Source organism: Ancylobacter dichloromethanicus (genome assembly GCF_018390645.1).
Taxonomy (GTDB): Bacteria; Pseudomonadota; Alphaproteobacteria; order Rhizobiales; family Xanthobacteraceae; genus Ancylobacter; species Ancylobacter dichloromethanicus.
This window is the reverse complement of sequence record NZ_JAHBGC010000052.1, coordinates 180,424-202,807: the sequence shown is the minus strand read 5'-3', so window position 1 is coordinate 202,807 and position 22,384 is coordinate 180,424. Positions and strand designations below refer to the sequence as shown.

Annotated in this window: 23 protein-coding genes; 1 reads left to right on the top strand and 22 read right to left on the bottom strand. The window is 67.4% G+C overall.

Annotation, left to right across the window (positions count from 1 at the left end):
- The first annotated feature begins 173 nt into the window (after nt 1-173).
- Nucleotides 174-1,205, top strand: coding sequence for a fatty acid desaturase (locus KHC23_RS22140; RefSeq protein WP_213375830.1), 1,032 nt, complete (start codon nt 174-176; stop codon nt 1,203-1,205).
- 256 nt (nt 1,206-1,461) lie between these two features.
- On the opposite strand, the gene hydA is transcribed toward KHC23_RS22140, so the two are convergent.
- The 22 genes from hydA to flgF form a co-directional block, all read right to left on the bottom strand.
- Complete coding sequence (hydA, locus tag KHC23_RS22135; RefSeq protein WP_213375828.1) at nt 1,462-2,898, bottom strand: dihydropyrimidinase; 1,437 nt, start codon at nt 2,896-2,898, stop codon at nt 1,462-1,464.
- A 139-nt stretch (nt 2,899-3,037) separates the two neighbouring features.
- Nucleotides 3,038-3,850: a CheR family methyltransferase gene (locus tag KHC23_RS22130; RefSeq protein WP_213375826.1), complete on the bottom strand. Its 813-nt coding sequence runs from the start codon at nt 3,848-3,850 to the stop codon at nt 3,038-3,040.
- On the bottom strand, nt 3,847-4,995 hold the full coding sequence (locus tag KHC23_RS22125; RefSeq protein WP_213375824.1) for a protein-glutamate methylesterase/protein-glutamine glutaminase: 1,149 nt from the start codon (nt 4,993-4,995) through the stop codon (nt 3,847-3,849). Before KHC23_RS22125 ends, KHC23_RS22130 begins: the two co-directional genes overlap by 4 nt.
- Nucleotides 4,992-5,372, bottom strand: a complete 381-nt coding sequence (locus tag KHC23_RS22120; RefSeq protein WP_213375822.1) for a response regulator — start codon at nt 5,370-5,372, stop codon at nt 4,992-4,994. Before KHC23_RS22120 ends, KHC23_RS22125 begins: the two co-directional genes overlap by 4 nt.
- Nucleotides 5,373-5,398: 26 nt before the next feature.
- Nucleotides 5,399-5,869, bottom strand: coding sequence for a chemotaxis protein CheW (locus KHC23_RS22115; RefSeq protein WP_213375820.1), 471 nt, complete (start codon nt 5,867-5,869; stop codon nt 5,399-5,401).
- Complete coding sequence (locus tag KHC23_RS22110; RefSeq protein ID WP_213375818.1) at nt 5,866-8,550, bottom strand: hybrid sensor histidine kinase/response regulator; 2,685 nt, start codon at nt 8,548-8,550, stop codon at nt 5,866-5,868. Before KHC23_RS22110 ends, KHC23_RS22115 begins: the two co-directional genes overlap by 4 nt.
- 150 nt (nt 8,551-8,700) lie before the next feature.
- Nucleotides 8,701-10,374 (bottom strand): methyl-accepting chemotaxis protein, encoded by a 1,674-nt coding sequence (locus KHC23_RS22105; protein ID WP_213375816.1) that lies wholly within the window; start codon nt 10,372-10,374, stop codon nt 8,701-8,703.
- 21 nt (nt 10,375-10,395) lie between these two features.
- Nucleotides 10,396-10,911 (bottom strand): hypothetical protein, encoded by a 516-nt coding sequence (locus KHC23_RS22100; RefSeq protein WP_246544858.1) that lies wholly within the window; start codon nt 10,909-10,911, stop codon nt 10,396-10,398.
- Nucleotides 10,908-11,273, bottom strand: coding sequence for a hypothetical protein (locus KHC23_RS22095; RefSeq protein WP_213375813.1), 366 nt, complete (start codon nt 11,271-11,273; stop codon nt 10,908-10,910). Before KHC23_RS22095 ends, KHC23_RS22100 begins: the two co-directional genes overlap by 4 nt.
- Nucleotides 11,270-11,743 carry a rod-binding protein gene (locus KHC23_RS22090; protein ID WP_213375811.1) on the bottom strand — a complete coding sequence of 158 codons (474 nt, stop codon included), beginning with the start codon at nt 11,741-11,743 and terminating at the stop codon, nt 11,270-11,272. Before KHC23_RS22090 ends, KHC23_RS22095 begins: the two co-directional genes overlap by 4 nt.
- Nucleotides 11,744-11,783: 40 nt before the next feature.
- The gene (locus KHC23_RS22085) at nt 11,784-12,185 is read right to left on the bottom strand and encodes a hypothetical protein (protein ID WP_213375809.1); all 402 of its coding nucleotides are present in this window, start codon (nt 12,183-12,185) and stop codon (nt 11,784-11,786) included.
- A 3-nt stretch (nt 12,186-12,188) separates the two neighbouring features.
- Nucleotides 12,189-12,947 carry a flagellar biosynthetic protein FliR gene (locus KHC23_RS22080; RefSeq protein ID WP_213375807.1) on the bottom strand — a complete coding sequence of 253 codons (759 nt, stop codon included), beginning with the start codon at nt 12,945-12,947 and terminating at the stop codon, nt 12,189-12,191.
- Complete coding sequence (flhA, locus tag KHC23_RS22075; RefSeq protein ID WP_213375804.1) at nt 12,944-15,034, bottom strand: flagellar biosynthesis protein FlhA; 2,091 nt, start codon at nt 15,032-15,034, stop codon at nt 12,944-12,946. Before flhA ends, KHC23_RS22080 begins: the two co-directional genes overlap by 4 nt.
- A 6-nt stretch (nt 15,035-15,040) precedes the next feature.
- Nucleotides 15,041-15,307, bottom strand: a complete 267-nt coding sequence (gene fliQ, locus KHC23_RS22070) for a flagellar biosynthesis protein FliQ (protein ID WP_213375802.1) — start codon at nt 15,305-15,307, stop codon at nt 15,041-15,043.
- A 3-nt stretch (nt 15,308-15,310) separates the two neighbouring features.
- Entirely contained in the window at nt 15,311-15,712 is a 402-nt protein-coding gene (gene flgD / locus KHC23_RS22065) for a flagellar hook assembly protein FlgD (RefSeq protein ID WP_213375800.1), read from the bottom strand.
- A 14-nt stretch (nt 15,713-15,726) separates the two neighbouring features.
- Nucleotides 15,727-16,125 (bottom strand): flagellar biosynthesis repressor FlbT, encoded by a 399-nt coding sequence (gene flbT / locus KHC23_RS22060; RefSeq protein ID WP_213375798.1) that lies wholly within the window; start codon nt 16,123-16,125, stop codon nt 15,727-15,729.
- Between the two features lie 7 nt (nt 16,126-16,132).
- On the bottom strand, nt 16,133-16,480 hold the full coding sequence (flaF, locus tag KHC23_RS22055; protein ID WP_213375797.1) for a flagellar biosynthesis regulator FlaF: 348 nt from the start codon (nt 16,478-16,480) through the stop codon (nt 16,133-16,135).
- A gap of 16 nt (nt 16,481-16,496) precedes the next feature.
- The gene (locus KHC23_RS22050; protein WP_213375795.1) at nt 16,497-17,546 is read right to left on the bottom strand and encodes a flagellar hook-associated family protein; all 1,050 of its coding nucleotides are present in this window, start codon (nt 17,544-17,546) and stop codon (nt 16,497-16,499) included.
- A 3-nt stretch (nt 17,547-17,549) separates the two neighbouring features.
- On the bottom strand, nt 17,550-19,001 hold the full coding sequence (gene flgK / locus KHC23_RS22045) for a flagellar hook-associated protein FlgK (protein ID WP_213375793.1): 1,452 nt from the start codon (nt 18,999-19,001) through the stop codon (nt 17,550-17,552).
- 7 nt (nt 19,002-19,008) lie between these two features.
- Complete coding sequence (locus KHC23_RS22040; protein WP_213375791.1) at nt 19,009-20,265, bottom strand: flagellar hook protein FlgE; 1,257 nt, start codon at nt 20,263-20,265, stop codon at nt 19,009-19,011.
- A 73-nt stretch (nt 20,266-20,338) separates the two neighbouring features.
- Nucleotides 20,339-21,661, bottom strand: a complete 1,323-nt coding sequence (gene fliI / locus KHC23_RS22035; RefSeq protein WP_213375790.1) for a flagellar protein export ATPase FliI — start codon at nt 21,659-21,661, stop codon at nt 20,339-20,341.
- Between the two features lies 1 nt (nt 21,662).
- Complete coding sequence (flgF, locus tag KHC23_RS22030; protein ID WP_213375789.1) at nt 21,663-22,382, bottom strand: flagellar basal-body rod protein FlgF; 720 nt, start codon at nt 22,380-22,382, stop codon at nt 21,663-21,665.
- Between the last annotated feature and the right edge of the window lie 2 nt (nt 22,383-22,384).

Here is a 22,384-nt window from a genome sequence, read left to right as displayed (position 1 = left end):
AGGCTGATCGGGCAACGCGTTCTGCGCCTCGCGACGACATTTACCGCGCATTTTCGACATGGTTACGTGCGATGATACATTTCAGGCAAAGCGCGAGCCGCGATGCCTCACCCCACGAGCATCGACGAGCCCCGAGCTACGCGCTATCGAGGTGCGTAGAGACGGAGATTGAGATGTCGACGGCCGGTGAACCCATTCTCGCGACGACAGATGCCCGGAGCTGGGCCCGGCGGCTGGTGAATTACCGGCAGTCCGATCCAGCCCGCAGCGTCCGGGAGCTTCTGATTACGGCCGTGCCCTTCGCCCTCGCCTGGGGCGCGATGCTTGCCGCGCTCAAGCTCGACCAGGTCTGGCTCTACGCGCTGCTCGTCTTGCCGGCGGCCGGGCTGCTGGTACGACTGTTCATGATTCAGCACGATTGCGGCCACGGCTCGTTCTTCAGGAACCGGAGCGGCAATGACTGGACCGGGCGGGTGATCGGCGTGCTGACGCTCACGCCCTATGACCACTGGCGTCGCGCCCACGCCATCCACCACGCCAGTGCCGGCAATCTCGACCGGCGCGGCATCGGCGACATCGACACGCTGACGGTGCGCGAATATCTGGCGCGCTCGCGCTGGGGACGGATGCGCTATCGCCTTTACCGGCACCCGCTGGTGATGTTCGGCATCGGCCCGATTTATGTCTTCCTGCTGGAAAGCCGCCTGCCGATCGGCTCCATCCGCAAGGGCTGGACGCCTTGGGTCAGCACGATGGCGACCAATCTGGGCATTGCTCTCGCGGCGGGCCTGCTGATGTGGGGCTTCGGCATCGGGCCATTCCTGCTGGTGCACCTGCCGATCGTCATGCTGGGTGCCGCAGCGGGCGTCTGGCTGTTCTATGTCCAGCACCAGTTCGAGGGCACGCATTGGGCCGGCGACGAGAGCTGGGAGTTCCATGAAGCCGCGCTGCACGGCTCCTCTCACTACGACCTGCCCGCCATTCTCCGCTGGTTCAGCGCCAATATCGGCATGCACCATGTGCATCACCTGTGCAGTCGCATCCCCTATTACCGCCTGCCCGAGGTGCTGCGCGACCATCCGGAACTGCACGATGTGGGGCGCCTGACCCTTTGGCAGAGTTTCGGCTGCGTGCGGCTGACCTTGTGGGACGACCGGCAGCGGCGGCTGATCTCGTTCCGCGAAATGCGGGCGCTCTACGCCTAGGAGCCGTTGTCCGATCAGATTCGTTCAATCCGATCGGACCGCGCACTCGATAGAGGGGTTGCGGCGCCATATCGAACAGCGCCGCGACACACCGGTTGCCCGGCCGAGTATTGGGCTCGATGACCATGACTTCAGGGCGCCAGCCCAGCCGGCATTGGCGGCTATCGGCTCCGCGCCGGGTGCCATGGGCGCGCCACAGGGGCGACGAGCGCTGCCTTCACTGGCAGCAGCAATGGCCGCCCCGTCAGCCAGCCTTTCACCAGCGCGTTCCCGCCCCTGTCGGCACGGCATAGGGCGACAGTTCGCGTTTGAGGAAGCCGCCATCGCCCGGCGCGCCGACGACGCGCCCATCCTGCGCCATCACCTTGCCGCGCAGCAGCGTCATCGCTGGCCAGCCGGTGACGGCCAAGCCCTCATAGGGCGTGTAGTCGGCGCCGTGGTGCATCAGTTCCTGGCGGATGGTCTCCTTGCGGTTGGGATCCCAGAGCACAATGTCGGCGTCGAAGCCGGGCGCGATCGAGCCCTTCCGGGGATAGAGGCCGTATATCCTGGCGTGATTGGTGGAGGTCAGCGCGACGAACTCGTTCAGCGTGATGCGCCCTTCCACCACACCCTTGGAGAACAATATCTGCAGCCGCGTCTCGATGCCGGGAATGCCGTTCGGCACCCAGCGGAAGGAGGTCCGCGCCTTCGGGTTCAGCTTGCCCATCTCGCCCTCATAGAAGAAGGCGCAATGGTCGGAGGAGAAGGTCTGGAACACCCCGGTGCGGATGCCCTCCCAGATGGCGTCCCAGCTCGCATGGTCGCGCGGGGGCGGCGAGCAGACATATTTGCCGCCGCTCTCATCCATGTTGAGACCCTTCATGTCCTCGGCGGTGAGCGCGACATATTGCGGGCAGGTCTCGCCATAGACCTTGAGACCCTTCTGCTGCGCCCAGCGGATCTGCTCCATCGGTTCGCGCCCCGAGACATGCACCACCATGATCGGCACGTCGGTCAGTTCGGCATGGCTGATGGCGCGGTGGGTCGCTTCGCGCTCCACCGATTGCGGGCGTGAGACGCCATGATAATAGGGCGCCGTCCTGCCGGCCGCCTCCAGCTTCTGGGTCATGAAGCGGATGGCGTCATAGCCCTCGCAATGCACCATGACCAGCGCGCCGCAGCCGCGCGCGCAGTCGAACACCTCCAGCAACTCACGGTCGTTCAGCACCAGGTCGTCATAGGTCATGAACACCTTGAACGAGGTGTAGCCGTCCCCGACCAGCGCCGGCAATTCCTGCCCCAGCACGCTGGGCGACGGGTCGGAGATGATGAGGTGGAAGCCATAGTCGCAATAGCACTTGCCGTCGGCCTCCTTGTGATAATCCATCACGCTCTGGCGCAGGCTGGCGCCACGCGGCTGCAGCGCGAAGGGCAGCACCGTGGTGTTGCCGCCCGCAATGGCCGAGCGCGTCCCGCTCTCGAAGTCATCGGCCATGGCCGGCCCGCCAAAGGCGGGCTGGGCGAGGTGGACATGGCTGTCGATGCCGCCGGGCATGACCAGCAGCCCCGAGGCGTCGATCACCTCGGCGCCATCGGTCAAGCACTCGGCCACTGCCACTATGCGCCCGTTGCGAATGCCGACATCGGCACGCACCGTGTCCGAGGCGGTGACCACCGTGCCACCGCGGATGACCGTGTCGAATTCGCTCATGGGCGCCTCGCTGATGCTTCGCGGCCAGCATAGAAGGCGCCGGCAGCAGAGGCGAGCCCGAGCCGGGCGGAAGCGGTCGCGCGGGACTTCGGCGAGCTGCGCGCCGCCTCCGTCCGCCGAGGCAAGGGGCCGAATTCGCTCAGCCGGGCAGGACGTAGAAACCCTGCTGGCTCCCGGGAACGAACTCGGTGGTGAGCCCCAGCACCGATTCGGCACCGCCGAGGATCAGAAAGCCATCCCGCGACATCACCCGGGCGAGGCGGGACAGCACGTCGCTCTTGGTCGCCGCGTCGAAATAGATCAGCACGTTACGGCAGAACACGATGTCGAACGAGCCGAGATGTCCGAAGGGTTGCAGCAGGTTCAGGGTCGAGAAGCGGACCATGGAACGGATCGCGTCGTTGACGCGCCAGTTCTGCCCTTCCTGGGTGAAATAGCGCAGCAGGTAGTGGACCGGCAGGCCGCGCTGCACCTCGAACTGGTTGTAGACCCCCTCCCGCGACCGCGCGATCACCTCCGACGACAGATCGGTGCCGACGATATCGACCCGCCGTCCGGCAAGCAGGCGCTCATTCTCCTTCAGCAGCATGGCCAGCGAATAGGGCTCCTGCCCCGTCGACGCCGCCGCGCACCAGATACGCAGCGGCTGCGACGCTGTCCGGCGTGCCAGGAGCTGCGGCAGCATCAGCGAGGTGAACAGGTCGAACGGACGCTTGTCGCGGAAGAACAGCGACTCGTTGGTCGTCATCGCCTCCACCACCGCGTCGGTAAGGTGCGCCTCCCGCCCCTCGCGCAAGGCGTTGACCAGTTGAGCCATGCCGGACATGCCGGCACTCTGGATGATCGGATCGAGCCGGCTCTCCAGCAGATACTGCTTGTCCTCGGTCAAGGCGAGGCCGGAACGCTGCTTCAGGAACTGACGCAGGAAACCATAGTCGGAGACGGAGATCATTCACGCGCCCCGAGCATCCGGTTGATACGCAAGCCGATCTCGCCGATGGGCAGAATCCCCGCGCAGGCGCCGAGCGCCACCGTCGCACCGGGCATACCCCACACGACGCTGCTCTCCTCGTCCTGGGCGATGACACTGCCGCCGGTCTCGGCGATGCGCAGCGCGCCCTCGGCCCCGTCGCTGCCCATGCCGGTGAGCACCGCAGCAAGCGTCGACCCGCCATAGAGACCCGCCACCGACTTGAACATTGGGTCCACCGCCGGCTTGCAGAAGTTCACCACCGGCCCGTCGCTCAGGCGCAACTGCATCGACGATGCACCCCGCACCACGTCCATGTGCAGCCCACCCGGTGCGACATAGATGCGACCCGGCAGCAGCGGCTCGCCGTCGCGCCCTTCGGCGCAGGGGCGACCTGCGGCCCGCGCAATATGCTCGGCGAGGATGGCGGTAAAGGTTGCGGGCATGTGCTGCACCACGACCACGGGTATATTTCGGATGTTGGGGCCGATGTCGGCGAAGAGCCGCGTCAGCGCCTGCGGCCCGCCGGTCGAGCTGCCGATCGCCAGAATGTTGACCGGCATCATCGAATAGGGGCGGAGCTTGCCGCCCTGGCGCGAAACGCTGGACGTGGCGCCGGCTACCCCGCCTCCGGCCGCAGCCCCGCCGGTCGCGGCGCGTGTGGAAGACCGCCGGCGGGCCCTCTGGCCGAGGCTGCGGGCCCTGGCCAGCAACTCACGCCGGAACACGTCGACGCCGCTGGCACCATGCGCCGCTTCGGGCTTGGGGATGTAATCCGCCGCGCCGAGCGAGAGCGCGCGCAAGCTGATTTCCGCGCCGCGCCGCGAAAGGGCGGAAGCAACCAGCACCGAGGCTCCCGCCCGACGCTCAAGGATGAGTGGCAGCGCAGTGAGGCCGTCCATGTCGGGCATTTCAAGGTCGAGAATGACAAGATCGGGCTGCGAGCGGGCCACGTCGTCGGCCGCACGCCGGCCATTGGCGTGAACCGCGACGATTTCGAACTCCCCGCTCTCGCCAAGCCAGCTCTTGAGGATACCGCGCATGAACACGGAATCGTCGACGATCATCACCTTGATCGGCGTGGCGTCGGGTCGGGCACCGCCTGGAGCGGCGGATGCGGGCGTCATATCGGCTCTCCATCCAACAGGCCGACCTGAACGAGCTTCTCCCGCAGGATGTCCTCGTCAAATGGCTTCATGATGTACTCGTCGGCGCCCGTGGAGAGCGCCTGGGCGATGTGGGCGACGTCGGTCAGCGAGGTGCAGAACACCACGCGGGGCGCGGCGCCTCCCTCCTGCCGGCGCAGCCGTTCGAGAAATTCGAGGCCGTTCAGCAGCGGCATGTTCCAGTCGAGGAGAATTCCATCCGGCATGGCCGACGCACAGGCGTCGAGCGCTGCCTCGCCGTCGCCGGCCTCGGCGACCGAGAAGGCCCATCCCTCGAGCATGCGCCGCGCGATCTTGCGCACGACGGCGGAATCGTCGACCACCAGAAAGGTCTTCATCGTCATGTCCTGTTGGCGCCTGTCGGTCAGGCGGCGCGCCCCTGGCCCACACCGGCGAGCACGCGTTCGACATCGAGCAGCAGCAGCAGTTCCTCCTGCAGCCGGTACACGCCGTTGACGAAACGGGCCCAGTCCTCATCGAGATTGGAGGGGTTGGTGTCGCGCTCCGCGTCGCCGAGCATCAGCACGTCGCCGACATCGTCGATCATCAGGCCGAAGGCGTCGCCCTGGCTCTCGATGCCCACCGCCATGGACGCCGCCGTCTCGCTGCCGAGGTGCAGCAGCCGGCGCAGGTCGATCATGGTGACGATGCGCCCGCGCAGGTTCAGCACGCCCTCGATCTCGGGCGCCGACAGCGGCACGGGGGTTATGCCCTCGGGCACGAAAACCTCGTTGACGGCGTCGATCGAGAGGCCGAACAACTGACCGCCGATGCGGGCGGTGACGAACTGGCGTGCCTTCGCATCGCCATCGCCAGGTGTCGCTTGCGTGGTCATGCTGCCTCCCGATGGTCGTTACGGATGAATTCGTTGAGGGCTGCGATCAGGCCCGAGCGGTCCGATTTCGCGACGTAATCGGTGAACCCGACCCGGCGGCCTCGTTCGATCAGGTCCGGTCCGCTCTGAGTGGCGAGGCCGATAATCGGGAGGTCCGCACGTCCGGGGGCGTTGCGTATCGCCTCGGCGAGGCTGAACCCGTCGAGTTCGCCCGCTGCGGGCTCGCCCATGCCAATGCTGCTTACGACCGCCACGAAGTCATGCCGGCTGTTGAGCAACTCCAGTGCCTCGCCGCCGGTGCGGCACGCCGTGACGGCGTAGCCATTGCCCTTAAGCAGGGGTTCGAGCATCGAGCGGTAGAAGAGGTTGTCGTCCACCAGCAGCAGGCGGTGATGCCGCGTCCCGACGGGACGGCTCACTTCGGACCAGTCGCCAAATGCCGCCGCCATGAAGTGGCCGACATCCAGCACCTCGGTGGCAATGCCGTTGATGATTGCCGCGCCGACCACGTCCGGCGCGCCGGAGGCGAGCTGGAAGTCGAGATCGGTTTCCACGATGTCCACGATCTCGTCGACCACGAGGCCGATGGTGCGCGGCCCATCGCTGAAGATGAGCAGCGGCTGGCGCCCGCTCTCGCGCCGCTCGACCTGCGCATGGGCGTAGACAAGCGGGATGAGGGCGCCGCGATACTGCACCACCGGCCGCCCGTCCAGTTCCTCGATGTCCTGGGCCTGAAGTTCCTCAAGCCGGGTGACGAGCGAGAGCGGCACCGCCTTGATACCCTGCGGACCCGCGCGCAACAGCAGCAGCGAGGTTTTCGGGTCGCCATGCGCCGCCTGCGCACCGTGCGCGGCGTCGGTATGGCCGAGCTTGTCCGACCCGGCTGCGGCATGCTGGGCGAGGCCGTTGGGATCGACGATCATGATCACCCGCCCGTCGCCGAGAATGGTGCTGCCGGAAATCATCGCGACGTGGCGCAGCATCGCCGCCAGCGGCTTCACGACGATTTCCTCGGTGTGGGAGACGGCATCGACCACGACGCCGAACTGCAATGTGCCGACATTCATCACCGCGATCAGTTCGCTGGCCGGCGCGGCGAGCGCGTCCTTGGCGCCGGCTTCGCGCAGACCGAGCGCGCCGCCGAGTTCGACGATCGGCAGCAACTGCTCGCGCAGGCACAGGACCGGCCGCCCGTTGATGCGGCGGATCGAGTGTTCCGAGCCGGGCCGGATGTGGACCAGTTCCAGAACGACCGACTGCGGCAGCGCGAAACGCTCGCCCGATGCCTCGACGATAAGAGCGGGAACGATCGCCAGAGTGAGCGGAATCTTGATGATGAAGGTTGTGCCCTGCCCCGCCTTCGAGCGCAGGTCGACGGTGCCGCCGATCGCCTCGATATTGCAGCGGACCACATCCATGCCGACCCCGCGCCCGGAAACGCTGGTCACCGCCTCGGCGGTCGAGAAGCCGGCGTGGAAGATGTAGCGGAACAGCTGCGCCTCGCTCATGCGCGCGGCTTCCGCCTCCGTGCACAGCCCGTTGGCGATGGCCTTCGATTTGATGCGGGCGATGTCCAGGCCGCGCCCGTCGTCGGATATCTCGATGATGACATGCCCGCCCTCATGATAGGCGGACAGCCGGATGGTGCCCTTTTCCGGCTTGCCGGCGCGACGCCGCGTTTCCGGCGTTTCCAAGCCATGATCGGCGGAATTGCGCACCATGTGGGTGAGCGGATCCTTGATCTGGTCGAGAAGCTGGCGGTCAAGCTCGGTATCGGCCCCGTACTGTTCCAGCTCGATCTGCTTGCCCAGTTCCTGCGCCAGATCGCGCACGATGCGCGGCAGCTTCTGCCAGGCATTGCCCACCGGCTGCATGCGGGTGCGCATGACCACGTCCTGCAATTCGCCCGTCACGTTGGAGAGGCGCTGCAGCGAGACCTTGTAGTCGCCGTCCTCGGTGCGACGGGCGATCTCCAACAGCTGGTTGCGTGTCAGCACCAACTCCGAGACCATCGTCATGAGCTGTTCGAGGGTGGAGACGTTGACGCGGATGGTCTGCGTCGCCACCGAGCCTGCATCGGCGGTCGGGGTATCGCTGCGTTTCTGCGCAGGCGCGGCCTCCTTGTCGGGCGCAACCTGCCTGGCGGGTAGCGTGATCTCGATTTCCGTCTGGCGGAAAATGCGCTCAAGCTCGTCGAGCGAGACTTCCCCGGGTGCCAGCGACCGCTCCTCCGCGGGCGGCGCCGGTACGGGCGCCGGTGCCTCGACCGCCAGTGGCGCGGCACCGAAGGCGATATCGGGCAGTTCCCGGGCGACCTCGGCCTCCAGCAGCGCGACGAGATCCTCGTCCGAGCCTTCCGGTTCCACGCCGTCATTGCGCTCGATAGCGGCCAGGATGTCCTTGATCCGGTCGATCGACGACAGGATCAGCCCTACCGCCTCACCCCCGACCGGCCGACCGTTGCGGAACTCGTCCATCAGCGTCTCCGCCGCATGGGCGAGATTGGCGAGCCGAACCAGCCCGATGAAGCCGCACGTTCCCTTGATGGTGTGAACGAGGCGGAAGATGCTGTTGAGAATGTCCCGGTTGTTGGGATCGGTCTCGAGCTTGAGCAGCTCGATATCGACCACATCGAGGCTTTCTGAGGTTTCCGTCAGGAATTCGCGGAGCAGATCATCCATTGGCTTGCACTCGGATCGGGCGACGGGGACAGCGCGTGAGGGGAGAGCGCATTCCGAACTGACTGCGCCGCAGGCGGTTCGGAGAAGCGTTCTCTGTCAGAAATGCGGGGGTCGATTTACCGATCGGCTCCCGTTCTCGGGCGTCGCGGCTCACGCGGCGCGGATACGCTCGATGAAGGTGTCGAACTGCGACCGCAGGCGGGTGGCCTGGGTCGACAGGTCGGCGGCGGAGCGCACGATCTCGCTGGACGCACGGCCGGTATCGGCGGCTGCGGTGCTCACGGACGAGATGCTCGAAGACACTTCCTGGGTCCCCTGCGCGGCCTGGTGCACATTCTGCGCGATCTCGCCGGTGGCGACGCCCTGCTCGTCGATCGAGGTGGCGATGGCTGCGGAAATCTCGTCGATGCGACGGATGGTGCCGGAGATGTTCTCGATCGCCTTCACCACGTCATTGGTCGCGCCCTGGACGGCGGCGATCTGCGAGGAGATCTCGTCCGTCGCCTTCGAGGTCTGCTCGGCGAGGGTCTTCACCTCCATGGCGACCACCGCGAAGCCGCGGCCGGCCTCGCCGGCGCGCGCCGCCTCGATGGTGGCGTTGAGCGCCAGCAGATTCGTCTGCGAGGCGATGTCGGTGATCAGGTTCACCACCTGCCCGATGCGCTGGGCGCTGGTGGCGAGGCCGCGCACCACGTCAGCGGTTCCGGTGGCCTGGTCGGTGGCCTCGCCGGCGATCTTGGCGGCGACGGAGACCTGCTGACCGATCTCGCGGACCGAGGCGGCGAGTTCCTCGGCGGCAGAGGCAGCGATCTGGACGTTGCCGGTGGCCTGCTCGGCGGCAGCGGCGACGACGGTCGACTGGCGGCTGGTCTCGTCAGCCGACGAACTCATGCTGGCGGCCGAATTCTCGAGCTGGGTCACCGCGGCGGCGACGGTGCGGACCACACCCGACACCTCGCTGTCAAAGCGATCGGCGAGTTCGCGCATGGCTTCGCGTTTCTCGATCTCGGCACGCTGGGCGGCTGTGCTCTGCTCCTCGCGCAGCTTCTCGGCTTCCTTGAGCGTGCCCAGAAGTTCGCCGGTCGAACGCCACAGTTCGCCAATTTCATCCTTGCCCGTATTGGCCTCGATCTCGACGTCGAGATTGCCGGTGGCAACCGTCTGGACCGTATCGATGACGCGGCGGATGGGGCGGCTCAGCGTGACCACGCCAATGTAGAGCGCTGTGCTGATACCGATTAGAAGGCCGAGCAATGTCGCGACAAGGATAAAGCTCTCGGCCCAGGCAGCCGAGGCCTTGAACTCCTGGCGCAGGGGAGCGGTAAGCTGGCGCAGCTGCTCGACATGCTCGCCGAGCGACGCCTGCAACGCCTTGCGGTTGGCGCGATTGGCCTCGTTGTTGCCCTGGACGTTCGCCGCCTGGGGACCTTCATCGGTAGCAAGGCGAACGGTCTCGCTGCGGAAAGCAATGAACTGCTCGAGGTCCTTGGCGACCGGAGCGAAGCTGCTGCGGGCGCCGGCTTCCTCCGCCGCCACACTCTCGGCCAAGGTGTCGCGCAGCTGATCGAGACTGCGTGTCATGCCGGCGACGAAAGGCTTCGCGGTCTCCGCGTCCTCAGACATGTAGATGCCGCGCGCGTCCATCACCACGGTGCTGACCAGGCCGTTGATACGCTCGGCGAGGAAGGACTCGCGATGCAGCAGATCCAGCTCTTCGGAGAGCGTGGATTCATGCACCAGCGTATAGAAAGATATGCCGCCGACGAGCGCAGTCGTCAGGCCGAGAACGGCGACGATCGTGTAGATTTTACCGGTGATATTCATTTCAGTTCCCGATGATCCTGATCAATGCGTTGAGGGCTCGGCCTTGGCGGTCGCGGGCTTCGTCCGGCCGGCGGAAGTGCTGGCAAGGGAACGAATTTCGGCCTTGTCGACATAGTTGATGCTGTCGACGAGAACCTCCTGCACGAGCGGACCATTCAGACCTTCGTTAGATTTATTCTTAATGTTATCCATCATTTCGGCGAGATTATACTTAGACAACTTGCCGAACTCGACGCGGCCGTTTGTATAGATCTCATCAAACGCGCGATGCGTGACGAAGATCTGCGGCTCGATGGCCAGTTGGTGCAGCGCCTCCGCATCGGCGGTGAACACCAGCTTGGCGACGACATAGCCGCGCACCGTTCCGTCGATGATCATCGGCACGGTGATCGGCTCGAGGCGGCGATATTCGAGGCCAGCCAGGTAGGGCTTTTCGTCCGAACCGGGGGACGTTCCCGTCATCCAGTAGACGCCGCCATAGCTCGCCAGCAGCGTGATCAGGCAGACCCACAGGCCGATGAAAAGGACACGCGTCATGCCGGGTCCCGCCTCGTCGCCGTGGCGGCCGAATAGGTGCCGTCGGACTCGGTCTCGCGCAGCGCGTCGCCGAGAATGGCGGTCACGTGCTGGGCGGCGACAAGATGGAATTGCAGCAGGTCGCTGTTGCGCTGCAGGGCGGCTCGAAGCACCTTCAGCCGGTCCGTCAGCCCGCTGTCCACCGTGTCGGGCAGGCTGCGCACGGCACGGCTCAGTTCGAGCAGGCTGCGGCTCTTGCGGCGATTGACCTCGTCGAAGTCGATCAGCCGGCGCTGCGTGAGGGCGAGGGTCTCCTCGGCGACGGCCTCTTCCAGCCGATCAAGCAGCCCATGCATCGTCCGGACGGCGGCATCCGCGCTCATGAGGCGTCCCGCCTCGTGGATGCGGCGGCGATGCGCTGGGCGAGGCCGATGCCGCCACCGAGGGTGACCTGATCGGCAATCCGCTCGGCCAGCATGGAGCGCCATATCTGACCGGCGGTGCCGGAGCCGTAGAGCGAGGCGGACGCCTTCGGCAGAATCTGCTCGATGAAACCGCCGAGCGCCATCGCCTCGAAGCGGCGGAAGGCGGGCGATACGGCCGTGTCCTGCCGCTCCGTGAGCGCGGTCGCGTTGGCGAGCGTCGTCGCCGACACGCTGCCGAGAGACGAGACGGGATCGGCACCAGGCTCGCGCACGGGCGTCGCCTCGGCGAGGGCCTCGTCGAAGGCCGCCGCGTTCGCCGGCGCCGACGCGGACGCCTGCCGCAACCGTGCGGCGATGGCCTGCGCCTTTTGCGGGTCGCCGGCGTTCATCACGTCGAGAAGAAGGTCGGACGGAGGCTGGATGCTCATGGAAGGCACCGGGTTTCTGCGATGACAACACGATGTCAGGTCAGGCTGGCGGGAAGCTTGCGCAGCCGCGGGCGATCGCCGCCTCCAGCGCTTCGTCGAGCGCGGAACGCTCGCTCTGCGCCCTCGCCTGCCGGTCGGCACTTTCGGTCAGGCGCTCGGCGTGCTTGAGCCGCATCGCCGCTTCCAGCGTACGTGCGCGCTGCGCGTCGGCCTCCCGGCGCAGCCGGGCCATCGCCTCATCGATCACCCGCAGCCGGCGGGCGGCGGCAGCAACCACGACGGGCGCGAAGGTCTCGTTGTTCATGACGGCGAAGATGTCGCGCCGCTCCACAGCGGCTGCCTCCAGCGCACGCTCCAGCCGGGCCAGTTCGGCCTCGGCGCGCCGATGCAGCTGGCGCTGCACGTCCTCGATGCGTCGGCATTTGCGATGCTGGCCTGGCATGGTTCAGCCCGCCGCCAGCCAACTGGCAAAAGCTTCCGAGAACTTCGTCAGCAGGTCGCCGGCGACCGCGTAGAGCAGGAGCAGCCCGCCCGCCGTCACCGCCGGCATGGCGATGAAGTAGACCGGGATCTGCGGCACCAGCTTGTTGGTCAGGCCGACAGCGAAATTCACCACCACGGAATAGATGAGGAACGGGCTCGCCAGCCGCAACGCCAGCGAAAACGTGTCCGTCAGACGGTCGACATAGAGCCCGAGCGTCATCCCCGACTGGAGGGTGCCGCCGGGCGGCAGCCGCGTGTAGGATTCAACGACCGCCCGCACCAGTTCCCAATGCTGGCCGCTGACCAGCAGCAGGATCATGGCGGCCAGCGACAGCAGCGTGGCGATCTCCGGCATTTGACCGTCTTCCGGCTCCACCACCATGCTGGAGGGGGTGGCGAGGCCGACCGACTGTGCCGCGGCGGTCATCAGGGTCTGCAGCGCGAAGAAGAAGCAGCGGGCCAGCAGCCCGATAATGCCGCCCGTGGCGAGTTCGCCGGCAGCTGCCAGCAGAATGCCGGCCTGCGAGCGCCCGGCTATCATGGCCAGGATCGGCTCGGACAAAAGCGGCGTCAGCGCGAGGGAAAGCCCGATGGCGAGGAACAGGCGCACCTGCATCGGCAGGCGCGAACTGGAGAACACCGGCATCAGCATCAGGCAGGCGCCGACCCGGCAGAAGACGAAGAAGGCCGGCAGCACGAGCGCCTGCGCCTCCGTGATCACGATATCGCCCCGAGCGAGGTTACTTCGACGCCGCGCGCGATCTCGACATGGGAGAGCACCGGCAGCGAGGGGAACATCCGCTCGACGATCATCCGCACATAGGGTCGCGCGTCCGGCGCGGTGAGCAGTGCGAAGGTGCCGGAACCACGCATCTTCTCGCGGATGACGGCGGACGCCTCGGTGCCGAACTGTTCCACCAGGCGCGGGTCGATGTCGAACTCCACCGCCTCACCCTTGGCGTCGCGCTTCAGGCTCTCGTGAAAGGTGAGGTCCCATTTGCCGCCGAGACGCAGCACCCGAAGCACGCCGCCCTCGGAAAGATCGCCGCAAATCTGCTGCGCCATGCGCATGCGCACATGTTCCACCACATGCTCGGTGCGACGGGCATGCGGCACGATCTCGGCGACCGCTTCCAGGATCAGGTGCAGGTTGCGGATCGAGACACGCTCGGCCAGCAGCAGCTTCAGCACCGCCTGAAGCCCGGAATGGGAAATCTGTGCCGGGCAGATATCCTCGATCAGCCGCTTGTATTCAGGGTCGAGCCGGTCGAGCAGGGCACGCATCGCCTTGTAGGACAGGAGCTGCGAGAGGTTGTTCGACACCGCCTCGCTGAGATGGGTGAGGACGATCGACATCGCGTCGATCGGCGTAAACCCTTCGCGCTTGACCTCGGCAGCGTAGGAATCCGACACCCAGAGCGCCTTCATGCCGAAGGCCGGCTCGCGGGTCTCGTCACCGGGAACGTCCGGGCCCGGCCCGTCGCCGACGACGACCATCATCTCGCCGATCCGCATCTCCTGGCTGGCGACGGCGGTGCCGTGCATGCGGATCTGGTAGCTCTTGGACGGCAGGGCGAGCGCCTCGCCGACCTTGATGTCGGGCACCACAAAGCCATAGCGTTCGGCGAATTTGCGCCGCATCTTGCCGATGCGATGCGCGAGTTCGGCCGGATTGCGCAGCAATACGGTGGCGAGCTGTTTGCCGACGGCGATCTCCACCTCGGCCGAGCGCAGTGATTCCTTCACCGAATCCTTCGCCTCGGTCTCGGCATCGTCCTGCTTCTGCTGCGCGGCTTCGCGCGCGGCGTCCTCGGCCTTCTGCCGGGCCAGATGCAACGGCACCTTGTAGGCGACGAAAGCCATCAATCCGCCCAGCGTGGCGAATGGCAGCAGCGGCAGGCCGGGCACCAGCGCGAGGCCGAGCATCAGGCCTGAGGCGACATAGAGCGCGCGCGGATAGGCGCCGAGCTGGCCGAAAATCGCCTTCTCCGCCGAGCCGCGCGTGCCGCCCTTGGACACCAGCAGGCCGGCGGCAAGCGAAATGATGAGCGCCGGGATCTGCGAGACCAGACCGTCGCCCACCGACAGGCGGGTGAAGACGTCGGCGGCGTCCGACAATGCAAGCCCGTGTCGGGTGACGCCGATCAGGATGCCGCCGAAGATGTTGACGGCGATGATGATCAGGCTCGCCACCGCCTCGCCGCGGACGAATTTCGAGGCGCCGTCCATCGAGCCGAAGAAGGAGCTTTCCTCCTCCAGCTCATAGCGGCGGCGCTGGGCCTCCTTGTCGTCGATCAGCCCGGCATTGAGGTCGGCGTCGATCGCCATCTGCTTGCCGGGGATGGCATCGAGGGTAAAGCGGGCGCCCACCTCGGCGATGCGCGTCGCGCCCTTGGTGATGACGAGGAAGTTCACCGTGATCAGGATGGCGAAGACGACGATGCCGATCACGAAATCGCCGCCCATCACGAGCTGTGCAAAGCCGCTGATAATGTGGCCGGCCGCGTGCACGCCATCGCCGCCATCCGACAGGATGAGCCGGGTGGTGGCGATGCCGAGCGCGAGCCGCAGCAGGGTGGCGATCAGCAGCACGGTCGGGAAGGAGGAGAATTCGAGCGGCTTCTGGATCCACAGCGTCACCATCAGGATCAGCACCGACAGCGCGATGGAGAGCGCCAGGCCGAGATCGACCAGCGGCGCCGGGATCGGCAGGAACAGGATCGCCAGAATGGCGACCATGCCGACGGCGAAGCCGATGTCCCGGCGCGAAGTGCGCACGATCGGTGATGCGATGCCGACCTCGCTCATGGCCGCCTAGAATCCCGTGCCGATGCGGCCATAGATCTCCTGCGTGAAGGCAAGAATCTGCTGGCCGACGAAGGTCGCGGTCAGGGCGGTGACGACGAGCACCGCGATGATCTTGGGGATGAAGGTCAGCGTGACCTCTTGCACCTGGGTCAGCGCCTGGAACAGCGCCACGCCGATGCCGACCAGCATGGCGGCGGCCACGGCCGGGCCGGAGGCGATGATGATCGTCCAGATCGCCGACTGGACGATGTCGAGCGCGTCAGCCTCGTTCATGGCTCAGGCGATCCGGATGCCGGCACCGAGCGTGACCTCGCGCCCGTCGGCCAGGGTGGCGATCGGCGCCTCCGCCGTGATGCGCACCGATTCCACCCGCCCGGAGACGGTGCCGTCGGCGCTGGTCACGGTGCGGCCGACCGCGGCGTCGGCGATCTGCAGCGCCGAGGAGGTCAGGAGCGAATCCAGCTTGGCATTCGCCGCCACCGACTGCTCCACCTGCGAGAAGGCGGCGAGCTGCGCCATGTACTGCGACGAATCCATCGGCTGCGTCGGGTCCTGGTTCTTCATCTGGGCGATGAGGAGCTGGAGGAAGGCATTGTAGTCGAGCGAGGTCTGCGAGGGCTTCGCGGTGGCGGTGCCGGCGGTGGAGGTGGCGCCGCCGAGCGCGCTGACTTCGGACATCTGGGTTCTCCCGATCAGGCGGCCTGCGGCGTGCCGGTGCCGAGGATGGCGGCCTCGACCAGGAACAGCCGCCGGATGACGCGCAGCGCGTCGAAATAATGATGGGCCTCGACCAGGCTGCCGACTTGCGCCAGCGCCGCGGCCATCGACTCGTTGCTGAACGAGACCATCAGCCCGGCCAGCTGCTGCTGGAACAGCTTCTGCGCCTGCGCCATCTTGCGCGGCTCGATCAGCATGGTCTGCACCACGAAATAGAGCTGGCGCAGCGGCGTGGTGGTGTCCTCCACCTGCAGGACGTGGTTCTCCAGCAGGAAATCGACATCGTTGAGCAGCTCGATCGTCACCTTACGATCGACGCGGATGACGGCGCCGTTAAGGAAGATGCGTTCGCCGGGTCTGAGGGTGATGTACATGTCGTCCTCACATCAAGCCGTCGCGGATGGTGCGGTTCACCTCGATGAGGCCGGCGAAATTCGACGAGCGCTCCTGCACGATCTGGTCGGCTTCCTTGATGATCCACAGCCCGATTGAGATCAGGTTGCCGCGCAGCGCGTCAGCCAGCTCGTTATGCGGGTCGGCGAGGTCGTGGATCAGGAAACCCCACAGCTTCTGCAGGTGCAGCACCGCCTGCGCTGCCTCGGGCGAGGACGGGCCGTTGGCCTGGGCCTGGGTGAGCAGTTCGATGGCGTGGTCGAGCGCCAGGCGCTCGTCGCCGCGCCCTTCGACACCGGATTCGCCGAGTATTTCAGCATAGGAGAAGCGGTACATAGGTCGTCTCCTCGAGTTAGACGTAGTCCATGATGGACAATTTCAGTATTCGCGCGGTGAGCGAGTAGGACATCTCGATCTGCATCGTCAGAAAATCGAGCCGCGTCTTCGCCTCCGCCGGATCCACCGCCTCCAGGGCGTTGACCCGTCGCGCCCCGCCATCGAGCGCGCCGTGCATCAGCGTATCGGCGGCGGCGAGGCGGCTCTGCGCCGTGCCGAGCCGAGTGGCGATGTCGGTGACCCCGCCGAGTGCCGTACCAACCAGCGCGCGGGCCTTGTCCAGCACCGTCGTCTGCGCCGTTCCGGTCAGCCCCGCAGCGCCGAGCGTCGCTACCATCGCGTATGCCATGGCGAGCTTGCGCATGGCTGGCTCGTTGGCGTTGGCGCCGATGACGATGCGCTCGGTGGTGGAGACGTCGGCCGTGCGGTTCTGCGAAGACGCCGCCGACCAGGTGGCGCTCCAGCCCGCCTCGTCGAACAGGCCGGCAAAGTCGGTGTCGATGAAATCCGCCATGTCGGCGGCAGAGATCGCGGCGAGAGCCGGTCTCGCTTGGGGATCGGACGGCGAGACGCCGAAGCGCTGCACGAAGGCGGCCTCGATCACCGCGCCCGGCCCCTCGTCCAGCCCGCTGACGGGGCGGACGTCGCTGTTCAGCCCGCCGAACAGATGGCGTCGGCCGTCCGTGAGGTTGAGAGTCGAGGTCAGCGCGTCGAGCGCATCGCCCCCCTGCTGCACCAGCACCCCAGCCGCGCTGCCGGACTGCGACAGGCCGATCAGAGCCTGCTGGAAGCGGTCGGCCTGGCTGCGTATGTCGTCGAGCGCGGTCTGCGTGCGGTCGAGCGCGGCGGCAGTCGAGGCGTTGCCGTCGATCAGGCTTCGCAGCGAGGCCTGTTCGCGCCGCAGTGTCACGCTCTCCCCGGTGCCGACGCCGAGCGCGAGACCGAGATCGGCCTTGCGACCGGTGGTGAGTTCCTGGCTCGCCTTGCCCAGTTCGCCCTGCAGCCGCGGCAGCGCGGCTCGGGGCGACGTGTTCAGCGTGAGCGACGAGATGAAAGCCGAGCGCATCGCCTACCCCACGACCCTGAACAGCGCCTCATAGAGGCCGTTGATCACGCCGATCAGCTTGGACGACGCCTGATAGCTGCGTTCGAGATCGAGCTGGCGCGCATATTCCTCGTCCATGTTGATGCCGGTGGCATTGGAAAGGGCGGTCGAAGCGTAGGACAGCAGCGCCGTCTCGCTGTCGGCCCGAACCGCCACCGTCTGCCGCTGCCCCTCCAGCCAGCCGGTGGAGGCGGCCGCGAAGTCGGCGAGGGTCGAAGGCGACGGCAGGTTGGTGGCGGCGTCGAAGCCGCGCACCGCCTGCAACGCTTCGCCCCGGGCCACGAGATGGCCGGAGAAGCTCGCCCCGCCAACGCTGTTGGCGACATAGGCGACGCCGTTGATGCCGCCGTCGCGCAGCAGCGTCAGGCTGCCGCCCTGTGCCGGGTCCACCGCCGGATTGACGGCAAGGCGGGCGGCAAGGCCCGTGGCATCGGTTGGAACGGCCGCCGAACCGGCGGTGAACAGCCCCGCCGCGGCGGGCAGGCCGGCGCCGGACTGGTCCGCTTCGGCGAAGGATTCGACCAACCCGAGCGCCATCGCGTCGAGCTGCTTCTCGAAGGTCGGCGCGGTGCGGTCGCGCAGTTCCGCCAGCCCGGCGAGACGGCCGGAACGCAGCTTCATGGTGGCGTCGTCCCCGGTGACGCTTACTCCGTCCACCATCACCGCCCGCCCGGACTGGCCGGCGGTCAGGATCGGCGAGGTCTGGAAGCTCACGGCGCGGGGCTTGGTCTCGAACAGCGTGGCCCCGCCATCGGTGTAAAGCACCATGTCGGCATTGCCGCGGGTGACGGCGGTCACGCCGATCTCTTCCGCGAGGCTGGCGAGGACGCTGTCGCGGCGGTCCAGCGCGTCGGTCACGTCGGCGCCGGCCGGGGCCGTGATCACCGCCTCGTTCTCGACGCCGAACTGGCGCAGCAGGTCGTTCACCCGGTCGACCGAGCGGGCCATGGCGGCGTCGGCGTCGGTGCGCACGGTGTGGACCGTCTTCGCCGCCCCGCTCAGCGCGGTGGCGAGGTCCTGCGCGCTGGTAAGGGTCCGCACCGCCAGCGCGGGATCGTCCGGCGCGTTCGCGAATTGGATCAGCGCGTCGCCGAGCGCGCCGAGGCGGCCCGCTGGCGAGGTCTCCCCCGTGGTATCGCCGATGCCGTTCTTCAGCCGGTTCAACCCGTCGAGCCGCGCCTGGCTGCCGGCCGCCGAGGAGGTGGCATCGATCATGCGCGCATAAAGGGCGCTGTCGCTGGCACGCGACACCGCGACGACCTGCGCCTCGCCCGAGGCGACCGTCGTGGTGACGGCGATCTTGCGCGAGGCGCCGGAATTGCCGGCATTGGCGATGTTGCGCGCGCTCGCGTCGATCTGTGTCGAGGTCGCGAAGAGCGACGAGCGCGCGCTGTTGAGGGCGAGCGAAAGACTCATTGCCGCGTCACCGCTTGAGGTTCATCAGCACGTCGAGCAGTTCCGAACCGGTCTGGAACACCTTGGAATTGGCGGTGTAGTCGCGCTGGGCGGCGATCATCTCGGTAAGTTCGCTGGCCATGTCGACGGTGGAGCGCTCGGTGGCCCCGGAGATCATGGTGCCGAGCCCGCCCTCATTGGCGAAGCCGATCTGCAGACCGCCGGATTCATTAGTGGTCTCGAACACGTTGCCGGCCTTCGGGGAGAGGTTGTCGGGGCTGGTGACGAACGCGAGCGGGATCTTGTAGAGCGGCGACTTGCGCCCGTTGGTGTCGATGGCGGAGACCACGCCATCGCCGTCGATGGTGATGCTCGACACCGACGCCGGCGCGTTGCCGTCGATCGTGGCGGTGAGCGGGGTATAGTCGTCGGCCAGTTGCGTCATGCCGGTGAGGTCGACGGTCAGCGTCTGCCCGTTCGGTACCGCCAGCGACAGCGACGGCGTCGATGTCAGCGCGCCCAGATTGTCGAAGGACAGCGTCTGGGTGGCGAGCGCGGCGTTGGCATAGGGGAAGTCGCCGTTCGGCGCGGCGTCGGCGCGGTCGAACACGGTCATTTCCCACGCGATCGGCGCATCGCCGACCTTGGTCAGATAGACATCCAGCGTCATCTCGCTGCCGAGATTGTCGAAAGCGACCAGGGAGGATTTCTGCGAGAATTGCGAGGTCGCCAGGTTGGCGGCCGGCGTGTCGCCCGCCATCACCGCCTCGGCGGCCGGGAGGTTGGCGGCGAAGGCGCCGGTGCGGGAGGGGTTGGCGGCGAGGCGCACATCGGCGACGCGCACCGGCTGCAGCCCGCCCGAGCCGTTCAGCACGACGTTGGGATCGCCGCCGGTGATGTCGTAGCCCATTAGCGTGAAGCCGGCGGCGTTCACCAGATTGCCGGTCGAGGCATCGACCGTGAACGAACCCGCGCGGGTCAGGTACGAGGTACCGTTGGGGTCGGAGACGAGGAAGAACCCGTTGCCCTGCACCGCGAGGTCGGTCGCCGAAGTGGTGTAGTTCAGCGCGCCCTGCTGGCTGACGGCGTAGCGGACATTGGTATTGACCGCGCCGGAATTGTACTCGCCCGGCCCGCTCTGCAGCAGCAGGGTCGAGAATTCGGCGGCGGCGCGCTTGTAGCCGGCGGTTCCCGAATTGGCGATGTTGTCGGCAATCGTGCCCAGCTTGTTGGACTGCGCCGACATGCCGGACACGCCGGTGCGCATCATGCCGTAAAGGCTCATCTCTTCACTCCTCGAGTGTCACGGGCGCAGTTGAGCGCGCAAGGCTTGCGTGGGACTTGACGCGACGCGGCCCTCAGCCACGGATGGCCGCGGCGAGGTCGGCGAACGGGTCGCGGCAGGCCGGGGCGTCGGCATATTGGGACAGCGCCTCGTAGATGCGCGGTACGATCTTCACCGCCTGGTCGAGCTCGACGTCGCTGCCCGGCTGGTAGCCGCCCATCAGGCGGAGGTCGCTGGTGTCCTCGAAACGGGCGATCAGGCTGCGCAGACGGCGGATGAGTTCCCGTTCCTCCCGGCTCCACACCAGATCGGCGAGGCGCGAGACCGAGCGCAGCACGTTCACCGCCGGAAATCGGCCCTGATCGGCAATGGCGCGGTCGAGCACGATATGCCCATCCAGCGTGCCGCGGATGGCGTCGGCCACCGGGTCGTTGTGGTCGTCGCCATCGACCAGCACCGAGAAGATGGCGGAGATGGAACCGGACCCTTCCGGCCCCGGACCGGCGCGCTCCAGAAGGCGCGGCAGGGTGCTGAACACGCTCGGCGCGTAGCCCCGCGCCACCGCCGGCTCGCCGGCCGCCAGCGCGACGTCGCGCGCGGCATGGGCGTAGCGGGTCACGCTGTCCATGATCAGCAGCACCGATTCGCCGCGGTCGCGAAAATACTCCGCCACGGCGAAGGCCGAGCGCGGCGCGAGGCGGCGCATCATCGGGCTCTCGTCGCTGGTGGCGACCACGACCACGGCCCGGGGCCGGTTGGGGGCAAGCGGGCCGTCGAGGAACTCGCGGACCTCGCGCCCGCGCTCGCCGACCAGCGCCACCACCACCGTGTCATAGCCCTGGCACCCGGCGAGCATGGCGAGCAGGGTCGACTTGCCGACCCCCGAGCCGGCGAAGATGCCGATGCGCTGTCCCTTGCAGAGCGGGGTGAACAGGTCGATGACGCGCACGCCGGTGCGCACCGGCGTGTCGACCCGTGCCCGGCTCATTGCCGCAGGTGGATCGGCGTCGAGGGGCTGCGCGGCATCGCCCAGCGGCAGCGGGCCGCCGCCGTCGAGCGGCTGGCCCAGCGCGCCGATCACCCTTCCCTTCCAGCCGGGATGCGGGCGGAAACTGAGCGCGCGCGCCTTGAAGGCCCGCGCGCCGATGCCGACTGCCGCGCGCTCGTCGAAGGGCTTCACCGTGGCGCCCTCGCGGTCCAACCGCACCACCTCGCAGAGCAGGGTGCGGCCGCCCGCCTCGACCCCGACGCAGGCACCGAGGGTAAGATGGGACGACAGGCCGGCAACGGTGAGATGCGTCGGCGCCACCTCGTGCACCATCCCCGAGACCCGCACGAAGGGCAGGTCGTCGAGGCTGGACTGCACCGCCTGCTCCAGCCGCGCCAGCGCGTTCATGTCAGGACGGCCCCAGCGTGCGGATCGCCTCGGACACCGAATCCTCGTTCTGCTGCACCGCTTGCGCCGCCATCTCGAAGGTCCGCTGCACGGTGATGAGCCGGGTCATCTCCAGCACCGGATCGACATTCGAGCCTTCGATATAGCCCTGCCGGACGCCGAGCCGGGCGAAGTCCTGCACCGGCTGCGCCGGACGGTCGGGCATCACCCGCCCGCCGCCGTCGCGCGCCACCGTGGCACCCGCGGGCAAGGTGAACAGGCCAAGCGTGCCGACACGGGTGGTTCCCTGGCTGATGGCGCCATCGGCACCGATATTGATCGCCCCGGCGGCCGGATCGAGCGTGATCGGCGTGCCCCCGGCATCGAGCACCGGCAGGTTGTCGACGGTGAGCAGCGTGCCGGCGGCGTCCATGTGCAGGCGTCCGTCGCGCGTATAAGCCGCCCCGTTTGGCCCGGCGACGCCGAACCACACATCGCCCTGCGGCGCCACGTCGAGCGGGTTGCCGGTGTGGATCGCCGCCCCCGCCGCCAGCGAAGTGTAGCTCTCGCCGGCCGAGGCGAAATGGGCATCCTGCGCGCCGGCACTGGAGAGCACGGCCTCGAAGCGAATCGCTTCGGCGCGGAAGCCGGGCGTGTTCATGTTGGCGATGTTGTTGGCGATCGTCGCCAGCCGGCGCTCGGTGGCCATCTGCGCCGAGATGGCGACATAGGGACCCGCCATGT

Excerpts from the sequence above, each read along its gene's own strand:
- KHC23_RS22125 (WP_213375824.1), bottom strand. The coding sequence starts at position 4,995 with ATGACGCCCGCATCCGCCGCTCCAGGCGGTGCCCGACCCGACGCCACG.
- flbT (WP_213375798.1), bottom strand. The coding sequence starts at position 16,125 with ATGTACATCACCCTCAGACCCGGCGAACGCATCTTCCTTAACGGCGCC.
- KHC23_RS22115 (WP_213375820.1), bottom strand. The coding sequence starts at position 5,869 with ATGACCACGCAAGCGACACCTGGCGATGGCGATGCGAAGGCACGCCAG.
- KHC23_RS22105 (WP_213375816.1), bottom strand. The coding sequence starts at position 10,374 with ATGAATATCACCGGTAAAATCTACACGATCGTCGCCGTTCTCGGCCTG.
- KHC23_RS22085 (WP_213375809.1), bottom strand. The coding sequence starts at position 12,185 with ATGCCAGGCCAGCATCGCAAATGCCGACGCATCGAGGACGTGCAGCGC.
- flgK (WP_213375793.1), bottom strand. The coding sequence starts at position 19,001 with ATGAGTCTTTCGCTCGCCCTCAACAGCGCGCGCTCGTCGCTCTTCGCG.
- flgD (WP_213375800.1), bottom strand. The coding sequence starts at position 15,712 with ATGTCCGAAGTCAGCGCGCTCGGCGGCGCCACCTCCACCGCCGGCACC.
- KHC23_RS22120 (WP_213375822.1), bottom strand. The coding sequence starts at position 5,372 with ATGAAGACCTTTCTGGTGGTCGACGATTCCGCCGTCGTGCGCAAGATC.
- KHC23_RS22050 (WP_213375795.1), bottom strand. The coding sequence starts at position 17,546 with ATGCGCTCGGCTTTCATCTCGTCGCTCACGCTGAACACGTCGCCCCGA.
- fliI (WP_213375790.1), bottom strand. The coding sequence starts at position 21,661 with ATGAACGCGCTGGCGCGGCTGGAGCAGGCGGTGCAGTCCAGCCTCGAC.
- flgF (WP_213375789.1), bottom strand. The coding sequence starts at position 22,382 with ATGGCGGGTCCCTATGTCGCCATCTCGGCGCAGATGGCCACCGAGCGC.
- KHC23_RS22110 (WP_213375818.1), bottom strand. The coding sequence starts at position 8,550 with ATGGATGATCTGCTCCGCGAATTCCTGACGGAAACCTCAGAAAGCCTC.
- flhA (WP_213375804.1), bottom strand. The coding sequence starts at position 15,034 with ATGAGCGAGGTCGGCATCGCATCACCGATCGTGCGCACTTCGCGCCGG.
- KHC23_RS22095 (WP_213375813.1), bottom strand. The coding sequence starts at position 11,273 with ATGAGCGCGGATGCCGCCGTCCGGACGATGCATGGGCTGCTTGATCGG.
- KHC23_RS22130 (WP_213375826.1), bottom strand. The coding sequence starts at position 3,850 with ATGATCTCCGTCTCCGACTATGGTTTCCTGCGTCAGTTCCTGAAGCAG.
- KHC23_RS22140 (WP_213375830.1), top strand. The coding sequence starts at position 174 with ATGTCGACGGCCGGTGAACCCATTCTCGCGACGACAGATGCCCGGAGC.
- hydA (WP_213375828.1), bottom strand. The coding sequence starts at position 2,898 with ATGAGCGAATTCGACACGGTCATCCGCGGTGGCACGGTGGTCACCGCC.
- KHC23_RS22040 (WP_213375791.1), bottom strand. The coding sequence starts at position 20,265 with ATGAGCCTTTACGGCATGATGCGCACCGGCGTGTCCGGCATGTCGGCG.
- fliQ (WP_213375802.1), bottom strand. The coding sequence starts at position 15,307 with ATGAACGAGGCTGACGCGCTCGACATCGTCCAGTCGGCGATCTGGACG.
- KHC23_RS22100 (WP_246544858.1), bottom strand. The coding sequence starts at position 10,911 with ATGACGCGTGTCCTTTTCATCGGCCTGTGGGTCTGCCTGATCACGCTG.
- KHC23_RS22090 (WP_213375811.1), bottom strand. The coding sequence starts at position 11,743 with ATGAGCATCCAGCCTCCGTCCGACCTTCTTCTCGACGTGATGAACGCC.
- flaF (WP_213375797.1), bottom strand. The coding sequence starts at position 16,480 with ATGTACCGCTTCTCCTATGCTGAAATACTCGGCGAATCCGGTGTCGAA.